Annotated in this window: 12 protein-coding genes; 5 read left to right on the plus strand and 7 right to left on the minus strand. The window is 74.5% G+C overall.

The window, feature by feature from the left end:
- Nucleotides 1-89 precede the first annotated feature (89 nt).
- A complete protein-coding gene (gene pknB, locus ACI79Q_RS15795; RefSeq protein ID WP_456589516.1) occupies nucleotides 90-2075 on the plus strand; it encodes a Stk1 family PASTA domain-containing Ser/Thr kinase in 1986 nt (661 codons plus the stop codon).
- Nucleotides 2076-2079: 4 nt separating this feature from the next.
- Nucleotides 2080-2979, plus strand: coding sequence for a deoxyribonuclease IV (locus tag ACI79Q_RS15800; RefSeq protein ID WP_456589517.1), 900 nt, complete (start codon nucleotides 2080-2082; stop codon nucleotides 2977-2979).
- A 109-nt stretch (nucleotides 2980-3088) separates the two neighbouring features.
- Here the strand turns inward: ACI79Q_RS15800 and ACI79Q_RS15805 are convergent, their stop codons facing one another.
- Nucleotides 3089-4090 (minus strand): threonine aldolase family protein, encoded by a 1002-nt coding sequence (locus tag ACI79Q_RS15805; RefSeq protein WP_456589518.1) that lies wholly within the window; start codon nucleotides 4088-4090, stop codon nucleotides 3089-3091.
- 108 nt (nucleotides 4091-4198) lie between these two features.
- Nucleotides 4199-5536, minus strand: a complete 1338-nt coding sequence (locus tag ACI79Q_RS15810; protein WP_456614988.1) for a class II 3-deoxy-7-phosphoheptulonate synthase — start codon at nucleotides 5534-5536, stop codon at nucleotides 4199-4201.
- Nucleotides 5537-5776: 240 nt separating this feature from the next.
- Between ACI79Q_RS15810 and ACI79Q_RS15815 the strand changes: the two genes are divergently transcribed.
- Nucleotides 5777-7927 carry a methyl-accepting chemotaxis protein gene (locus tag ACI79Q_RS15815; protein ID WP_456614989.1) on the plus strand — a complete coding sequence of 717 codons (2151 nt, stop codon included), beginning with the start codon at nucleotides 5777-5779 and terminating at the stop codon, nucleotides 7925-7927.
- A gap of 63 nt (nucleotides 7928-7990) precedes the next feature.
- Here ACI79Q_RS15815 and ACI79Q_RS15820 read toward each other — a convergent pair whose 3' ends face one another.
- The 5 genes from ACI79Q_RS15820 to ACI79Q_RS15840 all read right to left on the minus strand — a co-directional run bounded on the left by ACI79Q_RS15820 (nucleotide 7991) and on the right by ACI79Q_RS15840 (nucleotide 11661).
- On the minus strand, nucleotides 7991-8299 hold the full coding sequence (locus ACI79Q_RS15820) for a GlsB/YeaQ/YmgE family stress response membrane protein (RefSeq protein ID WP_456589521.1): 309 nt from the start codon (nucleotides 8297-8299) through the stop codon (nucleotides 7991-7993).
- A 118-nt stretch (nucleotides 8300-8417) separates the two neighbouring features.
- Nucleotides 8418-8891: an STAS domain-containing protein gene (locus ACI79Q_RS15825; protein ID WP_456589522.1), complete on the minus strand. Its 474-nt coding sequence runs from the start codon at nucleotides 8889-8891 to the stop codon at nucleotides 8418-8420.
- Between the two features lie 107 nt (nucleotides 8892-8998).
- Nucleotides 8999-10207 (minus strand): PucR family transcriptional regulator, encoded by a 1209-nt coding sequence (locus ACI79Q_RS15830; RefSeq protein ID WP_456589523.1) that lies wholly within the window; start codon nucleotides 10205-10207, stop codon nucleotides 8999-9001.
- A 55-nt stretch (nucleotides 10208-10262) separates the two neighbouring features.
- Nucleotides 10263-10745, minus strand: a complete 483-nt coding sequence (locus ACI79Q_RS15835; protein ID WP_456614990.1) for a polyadenylate-specific 3'-exoribonuclease AS — start codon at nucleotides 10743-10745, stop codon at nucleotides 10263-10265.
- A 154-nt stretch (nucleotides 10746-10899) separates the two neighbouring features.
- Complete coding sequence (locus ACI79Q_RS15840; protein ID WP_456589525.1) at nucleotides 10900-11661, minus strand: lysophospholipid acyltransferase family protein; 762 nt, start codon at nucleotides 11659-11661, stop codon at nucleotides 10900-10902.
- Nucleotides 11662-11771: 110 nt separating this feature from the next.
- On the opposite strand from ACI79Q_RS15840, the gene ACI79Q_RS15845 reads away from it, so the two are divergent.
- Both ACI79Q_RS15845 and ACI79Q_RS15850 read left to right on the plus strand, forming a co-directional pair.
- Nucleotides 11772-12590: an alpha/beta hydrolase gene (locus tag ACI79Q_RS15845; RefSeq protein ID WP_456599761.1), complete on the plus strand. Its 819-nt coding sequence runs from the start codon at nucleotides 11772-11774 to the stop codon at nucleotides 12588-12590.
- On the plus strand, nucleotides 12587-13267 hold the full coding sequence (locus ACI79Q_RS15850) for a hypothetical protein (RefSeq protein ID WP_456589527.1): 681 nt from the start codon (nucleotides 12587-12589) through the stop codon (nucleotides 13265-13267). Before ACI79Q_RS15845 ends, ACI79Q_RS15850 begins: the two co-directional genes overlap by 4 nt.
- Nucleotide 13268: the final 1 nt, after the last annotated feature.

The raw sequence follows: 13268 nt of genomic DNA on the forward strand, positions 1-13268 counted from the left end.
TCCTTCTCCATCCGTCACAGGCGCCCCGGTGATCCCCGTCGCCGCGTCGTGGAGCGACCAGGCCCCTCCCCGCTCCTACACTCGGCCGTGTGGACACCGCCGTGACCGACCCCGTGGTCGGCCTCGTTCTCGAGGGGCGCTACCGCCTCGAGGAGCGGGTGGCGCGGGGCGGCATGTCCACCGTCTACGCGGCCACCGACCTCCGGCTGCACAAGACCGTCGCGGTCAAGGTCATGGCCGAGCACCTGGCCCACGACCCCACGTTCGTCGACCGGTTCACCCGCGAGGCGCGGGCGGCGGCGATGCTCAGCCACGTCAACGTCGTCGGGGTCAGCGACCAGGGCAGCGACCAGGGGCTGGTCTTCCTGGTCATGGAGCTCGTGCGCGGGCGGACGCTGCGCGACCTGCTCAGCGCCCGCGGCCGGCTCACCGTCGGCGAGGCCTTCGCCGTCCTGGAGCCGGTGCTCGCCGGGCTCACCGCCGCGCACCGGGCCGGGATCGTGCACCGCGACATCAAGCCGGAGAACGTGCTCATCGGCGTCGACGGCGTGGTCAAGGTGGCCGACTTCGGCCTGGCGCGCGCCGTCGTCGGCACCGGCCAGACCAGCCAGACCGGCGGGGTGCTCATCGGCACCGTCGCCTACCTCTCCCCCGAGCAGCTCGAGCGCGGCCGCGCCGATGCCCGCAGCGACATCTACGCCGCCGGCATCGTGCTGTACGAGATGCTCACCGGGCATCCGCCGTTCGGCGGTGACACCCCGCTCGCGGTGGCCTACCAGCACGTCCACCACGACGTGCCCGCACCGTCCGCGGAGGTTCCCGGCCTGCCCTGGCAGGTCGACGAGCTGGTGGCCCGGACCACCCGCCGCGACCCGGCCGGGCGACCCCTGGACGCCGGTGCGTTCCTCGCCGAGCTGCACGACGTCCGCACCGACCTCGGCATCGACCCGGTCCCCGTGCCGACCGGGCAGAGCACGGCCGGCCCGGCCACGCTGCGGCCCACCAACCGCCCGACCCGGCCCCGGCCCGGCCACCCCAGCGATCCCGGCACCGAGGTGCTCGGCGGCCGCGGCTCGCGCGCCGGGCGCACCAGCATGCTGCCGGGGATGGGCGCCGGTCCCACGACCGACGTGCAGGGCCGTCGCCCCGGGCCGGCGCGGCCGCGTCCCGGCGTCCCCGACCACATCCGGCGGCGCCGCGCCCGGCTGCTGGTCGCCGTCGTCCTGCTCATGGCGATCACGGTCGGCGCGGTCGGCTGGTGGCTGGGCTCCGGCCGCTGGACCGACGTCCCCGCGCTGACCGGCAAGCAGGAGGCCGCGGCCATCGACCTGCTGCAGGACGCCGGGCTCGACCCCGACCCGGTCGTGCGGGAGTGGAGCGAGTCGGTGCCGGAGGGCGTGGTCATCTCGACCGACCCGTCGTCGGGCGAGCTCATCCGCGGCACCGACGTCCGCGTCGTCGTCTCCAAGGGGCCCGAGCGCTACACCGTGCCGCCGGAGCTCGTGGGCCAGCCGGTCGACGACGTCGAGGCGCGCCTGCAGGCCGACCTGCCGATCCAGATCACCCGGGGCCAGGCCTACGACGACGCCGTGCCCCCGGGCAATGTGATCGGCTTCGACCCGCCCGCGGGCACCGCGCTCAAGCGCGACCAGGTCGTGACGGTCGTGGTCAGCCAGGGCCGGGCACCGGTCGCCGTCCCCGACGTGACCGGGCAGACCCCGGAGCAGGCGCGGGCCAACCTCGAGGCGCAGGGCTTCACCGTCGAGCGCGACGAGGACGGGCGCAGCGACCAGGTCGACAAGGGCGAGGTCATGGCCGTCGAACCAGGTCCCGGCGCGGGCCCCGTCCCCTACGGCAGCACCGTGCGCATCCAGGTCTCGGCGGGCGTCCCGCTGGTCACCGTGCCCGACGTCGTCGGCAAGAGCGGCGACGAGGCCACCGCGATCCTGCGGGCCGCCGGCCTGCAGGTGGAGGCCACCCGGTTCTTCGGCAACCGGGTGCTGCGGCAGAGCCCCGCTGCCGGCGAGACCGTGGAGCGCGGCACCCCCGTCACCATCCTGCTCACCTTCGGATAGGTCCTTGTCGCACACCTCCCCCGGTGTGCCCGCCATCGGCGCGCACATCCAGATCAAGGGCGGCCTGGCCACGGGCGGGCTCGCCTACACCGACGCCGTCGCCGCCCGCGCCGTCCAGGTCTTCGTGGGCAACCCCCGCGGCTGGAAGCTCACCGACGGCGACCCGGCGCAGGACGCGAGGTTCACCGCCGGCTGCGCCGAGCGCGGCGTGCCCTCGTTCATCCACACCCCGTTCCTGGTGAACGTCGGCTCGCCGACCGAGGCGACCGTGACGCAGTCGGTCGCCTCGATCGCGCACAACCTGCGGCGCGGCGCGCAGCTGGGCTGCCAGGGCGTCGTCGTCCACGCCGGGTCCGCCGTCGGGGAGGACCGGTACGAACCGGCCCTGCGCCAGCTCCACGAGCAGCTGCTGCCCGTGCTGGAGGCCGCCGACCCCGACGGGCCGCGGCTGCTGATCGAGCCGACGGCCGGCGGCGGCAAGGCCCTCGCCGCCACGGTCGAGGAGCTCGGCCCCTACTTCGCCGCGCTGGAGCACCACCCGCTGCTGGGCGTGTGCTTCGACACCTGCCACGCCTGGGCCGCCGGCCACGACCTCGCGGCCCCCGGCGGGATGTCGGCCACCCTCGAGGCGCTGGAGGCCACCGTGGGCCCCGGCCGGCTGGGCCTGGTGCACGTGAACGACTCGCTCGACGCCTGCGGTTCCAAGCGCGACCGGCACACGACCATCGGCGAGGGGCTGATCGGGTCGGGCGAGTACGGCACCGGCCCGTTCGCCGAGCTGCTGCGCCACCGCACCACCGCCGGGGTGCCCATGGTCGTGGAGACGCCGAGCCTGCGCGACGGCGACCCGTGCGGCGGCCACGCCGCGGACATCAAGCTGCTGAACTCCCTGATCGGCGACTGACCCCGGCCGGACCCGGGCGAGATCTGCACACTCGCCCCCATCAGCCGCCCGATGCGGGCCACATCGCAGATCTGGCGGTGCCGGCCGCTCTCACCGGTCCGCCCGGCCGCTAGCGGTCGAGGAGGTCCGCGAGGACGTCGGCGGCGTGGTCGACCGCGACGCGGTCGACGTCCAGGTGGGTCACCAGCCTGATCCGGCGCGGGCCGACCTGCCCGACCAGCACGCCCCGCGCCCTGGCCGCCTCGGCGATCATCGGGGCCGGCACCTCGTCGACGACCACCATGTTGGTCTCCACCGACGCCGGGTCGACCCCCAGCCGCTTGGCCAGCAGCTGCGCCTGCTCGTGGTCCTCGCCCAGCCGCGGCAGGTGGTGGTCGAGGGCGTGCAGGCCCGCCGCGGCCAGCACCCCGGCCTGCCGCATGCCACCGCCCAGCCGCTTGCGCCACAGCCGGGCGGCCGCGATCCGCTCCGCCGACGCGACCAGCACCGACCCCACCGGCGCCCCCAGGCCCTTGGACAGGCACACCGAGGCGGTGTCGGCGAGCCGGCCGTAGGTCGCCAGGTCGACGCCGGAGGCGACGTGCGCGTTCCAGATGCGGGCGCCGTCGAGGTGGACGGCGACGTCGGCGCCGCGCGACCAGTCCCACAGCCGCTGGAGCTGGTCGAGCGGCTGCACCCGGCCGAAGCCGCGGTTGTGGGTGTTCTCCACGGCGACGGCCGCGGTGGCGGTGAGGTGCCAGTCGTCCTTCGGCCGCACCTGCGCGATGACCTGGTCCGCGTCCAGCCGACCCCGGTCAGAGACCACGGTGCGGGTGGAGATGCCGAAGACCGCCGCCGCGGCACCCATCTCGTAGGTGACCACGTGCGCGTCGGCGTCGCAGAGCACCTCCTGGCCGGGCTCGCAGACCAGCCGCATGCCGATCTGGTTGCCCATGGTCCCCGAGGGGACGAACAGGCCGGCCTCGTGCCCGAACATCGCCGCCACCCGCTCCTCGAGCGCGGTGATCGACGGGTCCTCGCGGTAGACGTCGTCGCCCACCTCGGCCTCGGCCATGACGCGGCGCATCGCCGCGGTGGGCCGGGTGACGGTGTCCGAGCGGAGGTCGATCACGGCCCCGTCCAGAGGCTCGTCCCGAGCATGCCAAGGGTCGGTGGCCCCGTCCAGGGCACCGCCGCGAGCGTGCGAGCGGTGGGGAGGATGGGGTCCTTCTGGGGGTCCTTACCCACGCAGCATCTCCGCCACGAGGAATGCCAGCTCCAGCGACTGACCGGTGTTCAGCCGCGGGTCGCAGGCGGTCTCGTACCGGCTGTTGAGGTCCTCGTCGCTGATCTCCATCGCCCCGCCGAGGCACTCGGTGACGTCCTCACCGGTCAGCTCCACGTGGATGCCGCCCGGCCAGGTGCCCAGCGCCCGGTGCACGTCGAAGAAGCCGAGCACCTCGTCGACCACGCGGTCGAAGTGCCGGGTCTTGTAGCCGGTCGAGGACTCGTGGGTGTTGCCGTGCATCGGGTCGCACTGCCAGACGACGGTGTGCCCGCTGGCGGTGACCTTCTCCACGATGCCCGGCAGGACGTCGCGGATCTTCCCGTTGCCCATCCGGCTGATCAGGGTGAGCCGGCCCGGCACGCCGTCCGGGTCGAGGCGCTCGACGAGCTCCACGGCCTGCTCCGGCGTCGTCGTCGGGCCGATCTTCACGCCGATCGGGTTCGCCAGCTGCGACACGAACTCGATGTGCGCGCCGTCCATCTGGCGGGTCCGCTCCCCCACCCAGACGAAGTGGGCGGAGAGGGCGTACGGCCGGCCCTCGTGCATGCGCAGCAGTGCGCGCTCGTAGTCGAGGATCAGCGCCTCGTGCGAGTTGAACAGCTCCACCCCGCGCAGCGCGTCGGAGTCGATGCCGCAGGCCCGCATGAACGCCAGTGCGCGGTCGATCTCCCGGGCGATCACCTCGTACCGCACGCCCGCCGGCGAGTTGGCGACGAAGTCGCGGTTCCAGTCGTGCACGGCGTGCAGGTCGGCCATGCCGCCGCGGGCGTAGGCCCGGATCATGTTCATGGCGGCGGCGGAGTTCGCGTAGGCCCGCACCAGGCGGTTCGGGTCGGGGATGCGCTTCTCCAGCACCGGCTCCAGGTCGTTCACCATGTCGCCCCGGTAGGAGGGCAGGCCCAGGGCATCGGTGTCCGACGAGCGCGGCTTGGCGTACTGCCCCGCCACGCGGCCGACCTTGACCACCGGCACGCTCGCGCCGTAGGTGAGCACGATGGCCATCTGCAGCATCGTGCGGGTGGTGGCCTGCAGGTGCGGCTCGGTGTTGAGGTCGAACGTCTCCGCGCAGTCACCACCCTGCAGCAGGAACGCCTTGCCCTGCGCGACGTCGGCCAGCTGGGCGCGGAGGGTGTCGACCTCGCTCGGGGCGACGATCGGCGGGACCGAGGAGAGAGTCGCCAGCACGGCGTCCAGCGCGGCCCGGTCGGGCCACCGCGGCTGCTGGGCGGCGGGCAGTTCCCGCCACCGGTCCAGACCGGGGACCAGCTCGGCAGGTTCGGGGAGGCTCACGCCCCGAGGGTACGGCGAGACCCCTCCGCGCTGGCCAGGGAGTCGTCCCACGAAGCGGGACGGCGTCCCGGCGCGGGCGCCGGCGGACCGTGGAGCGACTCCATCCAGGCGCACCACCCGCCCCGCGCGGTGACGATCAGGCCACAGACGGTCGCTCCCGCGGCGAACCCCGCGCTGAGCTGCCGATATCCCGGTCGAGCGGCGGCACCCAGATCGCCGCCCCTACCTGGAAGGCAGAACATGCGCTGGACGAACCTGCCCGCCTGGGCGGTTCCCTCGAACACGGGCATCCGGACCAAGGTCGTGGCCCTCGCGGTGGCCAGCGTCACCGCGACCGGCGTGGCCATGGGCGGCGTGAGCGCCTGGCAGAGCAGCCGGTTCGCCGACGACGCCGCGCAGCACATGGACGCCCTCGTCGAGCAGGACATCAGCCGGGCGGCCCGCGGCACCTACGACGTCGTCGCCACCCAGGGCGCCTCCACCGCCGCCAAGGTCGACTCCGACCTCGCCACCGCCCGGTACGTCCTGCAGCAGGCCGGCGGCTTCGCGATCGACGACTCCGGCACCGGGTTGGTCCCCTGGGACGCCAAGAACCAGCTGACCGGCGAGGTCACGCCGCTGACCCTCCCCCGCGTCCTCGTCGGCGGCGAGTGGCTGGGGAAGAACAGCGACGCCGCCGTCCCCACGCCGGTGGTCGACACCGTCAAGACGATGGTCGGGGCCACCGTGACCATCTTCCAGAAGACGCCCTCGGGCGACTTCCTGCGCGTGGCCACGAACGTGCAGGCCGCGAGCGGCGCCCGCGCCATCGGCACCTACATCCCCGCCGTCAACCCCGACGGCGCGCCGAACCCGGTCGCCTCCGCCGTGAGCAAGGGCGAGACCTACCGCGGCAACGCCTTCGTCGTCGACTCCTGGCTGGTGTCGGCCTACGAACCCATCCTCGGGCCCGCGGGTGACGTGGTCGGCGTCCTCTACGTCGGGGTGAAGCAGGAGAACCTGCCCGCGCTCCGCGAGGGCCTGCAGGCCACCACCATCGGGGAGAACGGCCACGTCGAGATCTACGGCGGCACGGGGGACCGCGCCGGCACCGTGCTGATCAGCCCCGACGGCAGCCGCGACGGCGAGCAGATGCTCTCGGCCACCGACGCCGACGGCACGCCCTACGTGCAGCAGATCGTCGACGCCGCCCTGCAGCTGCAAGGCGGCGAGCAGGCGACCGTGCGCTACGACGACCCCCAGGCCGGGCCCACGACCGTCCGGGTGTCGTACTACGCCCCCTGGGACTGGATCATCGCCACCGTGGCGCGCGACGAGGACTTCGCCGGCGCCCAGGAGTCCCTCGCGTCCGGCCGCTCGTCCATGATGTGGGCGATGGTGGTCGCCGGCCTGGTGATCGCCGTGCTGGGCGGGGTGCTCGCCCGGTGGGTCGGGCACCGGCTGACCCAGCCCCTGACCCACCTGCGCGACCGCATGGCCGAGATCGCCGACGGGGAGGGCGACCTGACCCAGCGGATGGACGAATCCCGCGACGACGAGGTCGGGCAGCTCTCCGGCGCCTTCAACCGCTTCGTGGAGAAGGTGGCCGGCACCGTGCGCGACATCCACCGGTGCGCGCAGGACGTCGCCGCCTCCGCCGCAGGGGTGTCCACCGTCGCCGACGGCCTGGCGCAGCGGGCCTCCCGCAGCCGGGACCAGGCGCAGGGGGCCCACGGCGTCGCGGCGGAGATCAGCAGCAGCGTCTCCTCCGCGGCCGCCGGCGCCGAGGAGATGGGGGTCTCGATCACCGAGATCGCCCGCAGCGCCGCCGAGGCGGCGGAGGTCGGCCGCCAGGCGGCGTCCCTCGCCGAGCAGACCGAGACGACGATCGCCGCGCTCGGGGCGAGCTCCGCGGAGATCGGGGACGTCGTGAAGGTCATCTCCGGGGTGGCCGAGCAGACCAACCTGCTGGCCCTCAACGCCACCATCGAGGCGGCCCGCGCGGGCGATGCGGGCAAGGGCTTCGCCGTCGTCGCCAACGAGGTCAAGGAGCTCGCGCAGGAGGCGGCGAAGGCCAGCGAGGAGATCGCGCAGCGGGTGCAGGGCATCCAGTCCGAGACCACCGACGCGGTGCGGTCGATCTCGCGCATCGCCGAAGTGGTCCGGGCGATCAACGACCACCAGACGACGATCGCCAGCGCCGTCGAGGAGCAGACGGCGACCACCCGGGAGCTCAGCCGCAGCGTGGCGACGGCGGCGGAGGGCGCCGGCACCGTAACCACCACGCTGACCACGGTGAGCCGGGACGCCGACGACAGCGCGACCGACGTGGAGCGGGCCCGCTCGGCGGCCCAGGAGCTGGACGGGCTGTCCAAGGAGCTCAACCGGCTGCTCGCCGTCTTCACGGTGTAGCCGCCGCCGCGTGGCGGAAGGCCCTCTCCCGGCGACGGGAGAGGGCCTTCTGCGCTTTTCAGGTCAGCGCACGCCGCGCCGTGCCCCCGAGCCGGCCTGGCGCCGGCCGGAGAACCGGTTGTAGAGCAGGAGCACGAGCACCGCTCCCAGGACGGAACCGATGATCCCGGCGGGACCGAAGCCGCGGTCCCGGAAGCCACCGAAGAGGAGGCCGAGGAGCAGGCCACCGACGACGGAGCCGCTCACCCCGAGCAGCAGCGTGGCGCCCAGGCTCATGGTGTCCTTGCCGGGCACGAGCGCCCGGGCGAGGAAACCGGCGATCAGACCGACGACGAGCAACCAGAGCAGGGAGAGCACGGGGAACCTCTTCACGACGACGTGGCGGACGTGCTGCGGATGTCCGGGGCGGTGGGAGCGCACCCGGTCGGGACCGGGCAGCGTTCCGGGGGCCGTCTCTTCCCGGTGGCGGCAAGCGGCTCGCCGCGACGGCTCAGGCGCCGCCGGACCGGGGACGGCCGCGGCGGGGGCGACCGACGCCGTGCCGGATCTCGCCCGGCGGGGGGATCGGGAGGCCCAGCAGCCGCAGCACCCGGGCGACCACCGGCGAGGCCGCCACCAGGACGACGTCGCGGGCGAGCGCCGGGGAGAGCCCGTGCGAGTCGATGAAGCTGACGCGGCCGAGGTCGACCGCGATCGGCCCCGGATCGGTGGCCCGCACGTGGGCGAGGAGGGCCGCGAACAGATCAGCGCCCGCCAGGTCGAGCTCACCGGACACCTCGACGAGAGGACGGCGCCCGCCCCACCGGATATCCAGGGTCAGCTCGGCACCGTCCGCGACCGCGCCGGTGTGCCGGGACGCCGGGTGCCCGGCGCGCAGCCGCTGCGCGGATCGGCCGGGTCGGGCCACCGACGGGGTGGCCGGGGAGGCGGTGGGCCGCGGGAGCGGGTGGGAGGTCCGAGCCATGTCCCGACGCTAGGACGGCGCGCCCGCCGCCGGCAGGGGCCGGGCCGGACGACACCCGCTGCCACTCGTTGCCGAGATCCGGCAGCGTCGACCGGGCAACCCGCTGCTCAGCGGAGGGTGAGGGGCCTCGCCGGCCAGTCGAGCAGGCGCGCTCCGGTGACGGCGACGAGGAGCGGCAGCTGGTCGGCCGGATCCGCCGGGTCGTACCCGCTGAGCTCCCGGATCCGCTGCAGCCGGTAGGTCACCGCACGCACGCTCAGGTGCAGCCGACGGGCCGCCGAGGCCGCATTGCGCCCGCCGGCGAAGTACGCCTCTGCCGTCGCGACGAGGGGTTCGGGGCCACCCCGGGCGTCCACCAGCGGACCGAGCACCGTGCCGACGAGGTCGGCGATCGCCTCCTCGTCCCGGAGCAGCACCCGGTAGACGAGCATGTCCCGCGCGTGGACCACCGGTTCGGGGAGGCTCAGCCGCTGCGCGACCTCGAGGGCGTCCACCGCCTCGCGGTAGGAGCGGAGGACCCCCCGCGGACCGGGGTACGAGCGCCCCACGCCCACCCGCCACCGCGCACGGCGGGTCAGCCGGCCCACCGCCTGGCCGGACAGCTCGGCCAGCGCGTCGTCGTCGGGGGCCCGCCCACCCGGCGCCGGGACCGAGGACAGCACGCAGACGAGCCGACCGTCCTTCGCCGCGACGAGCAGCCCTCGGTCGCCGAAGCGGGCGCGCGCCTCCGCCTCCAGCCACCCGGTCAGGGGCATGCCGGAGTCGGTGGGCCGGTCGGTCGCCGCCACCGTCACGGTGTGGCTGCCGGTCAGCGCCAGCCCCAGCCGGGCGGCCCGCTCGACGAGCGCGCCGACCTCCGACCGGCCGGTGAGCAGGTCGTCGACGAACTCCCGCCGGAACGCCTCCTCGCGACGGACCACGTCCCGCTCGGCGTCGACGTGCCCCGCGGCCAGGGCCGCCAGCGCCGTGTCCGCCCCGCGCCACACCGCCTCGCCGACGGACACCAGGTCGACGGAGCCCGACCGTCCGCGGGAGTCACCCACGAGGCCCGGGAGGCGCGGCCAGAGCCTGCGCGACGCGGTCATGTACAGGTCCACCAGCGCGGGCAGCCCGACCCCCTGCTCCGCCGCCCTCGCGCCGAGCTGCCGGCAGTGGGCCTCCTCGGCGGCCGTCAGCCGGCGCCCCTGCACCGCCACGGCGGTCAGCGCGGTCAGGTACCCGTCGAGCAGGGACGCCGGCACCCCGTGCTCCCGGGCGGAGGCGTCCTCCACCTCCGCCAGCACCTCGGACTCCGGGCGCTCGCTGGGTCGGCCCACACCGGGCACTGTTCCGTCTCCCGCCCCCGGGGTCCACCTGCGGGTGGTGGGCACGTCAGCCCGCGGCCTCGATGGCGTGCCAGCGCGCGAGGTTGTACCGGGCGTCGACCAGCGCGTCGTGGGTGCCCTGCGGCTTCGGCGGCAGCGGCGGCTGCCCCCGGTCGTCCCAGCGCTGCCGCAGCTCCCGGGTGAAGCGCGGGATGGGCCGGGGCAGCGTCGGCATCGCGCCCCACAGCTGGCACAGCGCCACGTGGTCGTAGGCGGCGAACCAGGCCCACAGCTCGATCTCCTCCCCCGGTGCGGTCAGGAAGGAGAGCAGGTCCTCGCGGATCCGCTGGCGGCTGCGCCACGCCTTGTCCGCCGGCGGGGGCAGCTGGTCGAGCACGTTGCGGCGCACCCAGGGAATGGCCTTGCCGGGGTCGAACTCCGTGCTCACGGCGTAGAACTCCCGGCCGGTCTCGTCGACGACGCCGATGGAGACGAGGTCGATCGTGGTGCCGTCCTCGATGAACTCGGTGTCGTAGAAGAAGCGCCGCACGCCGTCCACCGTAGGTCGCCGCCGACGGCAGCTGGTGCGCGCGTTCTTCTCCGTCACCGAGGACCTCGTCGCCCAGTGGGTCCGGGAGCCCCACGATGCTCCGAGCCGCGCTGCTCACGCTGCTGCGCGACGTGCTCGACCGGCTGCTGCCCCGTCAGCCGGCGAGCGTCGTGGGTGCGCGGTCGGCGGCCTCGGTGACCGGCGGCTGCAGGGTCGCGATGACGTCGTTGGCGCTGGCGCCCGTCGCGTCCATCGACTTCTTCACCGTGGCGCCGTAGACGTCGACGTACTCCTGGCCCGACAACGTCATGATCTCGTACATGATCTCGTCGGTGATGGAGCGTTCGACGAACCGGTCCCCGGCCAGCCCCTCGTATCGGCTGAAGTCCAGCGGCTCCCCGAAGACGACCTTCACCCGCATCAGCTCCTTGCCGAAAGGCAGCTTCCGGGAGCTGTAGCACATGGCCACCGGGATCACCGGGACACCGGTCTCCAGCGCCATGCGGGCGACCCCGATCTTGCCGCGGTAGAGCCGGCCGTCGGGCGAGCGCGTGCCCTCCGGGTAGATGCCGAGCAGCTTGCCCTGGCGGAGGATGCGCAGGCCGGTCTGGATGGCGTTCTCGGCCGCCGACGCGCTGGACCGGTCGATCGGCACCTGGCCGGCGCCGGAGAAGAAGGCACGCTGCAGGAAGCCCTTCACGCCCTTGCCGGTGAAGTACTCCGCCTTCGCCAGGAAGGTCACCCGCCGCTTCAGCTGCAGGGGCATGAAGATCCAGTCGGCCGCGGAGAGGTGGTTGCTCGCCAGGATCGCCGCACCCGTCGCCGGCACGTGCTCGACGCCCTCGGCCTTCGGGCGGCAGACCACGGTCACCGCCGGACCGATCGCGACGAACTTGAGGAACCAGTAGAACAACACGCCTCCCTCGGGGACTGCCAGACTAGGGAGCCTGGGGCCCCGATCACAATCCGGGACCCGTCGTGAGGTAGCCGACACCGGCGCGACGCCGGATGCCGAGGAGGAGCGCCGTGCCCGGACCGACCCCCGTTCCCGAGGTCATGCCCGGCGCCGAGCCGTTCGAGTTCCCCGGCGGCGAGGGGCCGGCGGGGCGCACCGGCGTGCTCCTCGTCCACGGGTTCACCGCGACGCCGATGAGCGTGCGGCCCTGGGGCGAGCACCTGGCCGCCGAGGGCTTCGCCGTCCGGTGCCCGCTGCTGCCCGGCCACGGCACCCGCTGGCAGGACTGCAACGCCAGCACCTCCGACCAGTGGACGCAGACGGTGGAGCACGCGTTCGACCAGCTCGCCGCCACCTGCGACCGGGTGTTCGTCGCCGGCCTCTCGATGGGCGGGACGCTGGCCACCCGCCTGGCCGAGGTGCGCGCGGGCGACGTCGCCGGACTGCTGCTGGTGAACCCGGCGCTGACGACCCAGCGGCTGGACGCCAAGCTGCTCCCGCTGCTGGCCCGGCTGACCCCCAGCTGGGCACCGATCGCCAGCGACATCAAGAAGCCCGGCGTCACCGAGCTCGCCTACCCGAAGCTGCCCACGCGCGCGATGCTGCAGCTGCGCGGCCTCTGGGCCGCCACCCGCGCCGACCTGGGGCTGGTCACGGCGCCGGTCATCGTCTTCCGCAGCGCCGAGGACCACGTCGTGGAGCCCGTGAACAGCGCCCTGCTGCTGGCCGGTGTGGCCAGCCCGGACACCACCGAGGTCGTGCTGGAGGACAGCTACCACGTGGCCACCCTGGACAACGACGCCCCGCTGGTCTTCCGCCGGTCCGCCGAGTGGATCCGCGCGCGCGTGCCGGTGGACGAGACCGGCGCCTCGTCGGGCGGGCGTCGGTGACCGAGCGGCGCGGCCGGGGCCGCCGCGACAACGGCCTGGACGCCGCGCTCTGGAGCCCGGTGCGCGACGTCGACCCACGCGTGGGCGAGCACCTCCTCGACGTCCTCGAGGCCGCCGGGATCGCCGCCTACCTGGAGCCGGCCGCCGACGTCGGCCCCTACACCCGGTCGGTCGTCCTCCCCAGCCCGCCGTCGGACCGGCTGTTCGTCGACCGGTCGCGCCAGGCCGAGGCGCGGGGGCTGGTCGAGCAGCACGCCGACGAGCACCCGGCCGAGCCGCGCGTGCTCCGCCGGCCCGCCGGGCGCGACCTCGACGAGGACGCCGAGTGGCGCCGCATCGTGGCCGCCTTCGAGGCCGAGCACGGCCCCACGGCCGTCGACGGGGCGCCGTCGGACGCGCCCCCGCCGACGCCGCACGAGGTGCCGGTGCTCGACCGGCCGGAGGAGCACTTCGAGCCGCCGGCCCCGCCGCCGCTGCCGGTCCCCGCACCGGCGGTCCTCTACGCCCTGCTGCTGGTGGCCGCCGGCATCCTGCTCATCGGCGTCCCCTCGATCATCGGCCTCTCGGCCGACGCCGGCCTCGTCCTCGGGGTGGGCGTGGTGGCCGGTGGCGTGGCGCTGCTGGTCTCGCGCATGCGCGACCGCTCCGACGACGGCGACGACGGGGCGGTGGTCTGAG

It is taken from the genome of Blastococcus sp. SYSU DS0828, from assembly GCF_054050975.1.

What these genes read in the sequence shown, in the direction of transcription:
- ACI79Q_RS15815 (WP_456614989.1), top strand. Translation starts at nt 5,777, where the DNA reads ATGCGCTGGACGAACCTGCCCGCCTGGGCGGTTCCCTCGAACACGGGC.
- ACI79Q_RS15825 (WP_456589522.1), bottom strand. Translation starts at nt 8,891, where the DNA reads ATGGCTCGGACCTCCCACCCGCTCCCGCGGCCCACCGCCTCCCCGGCC.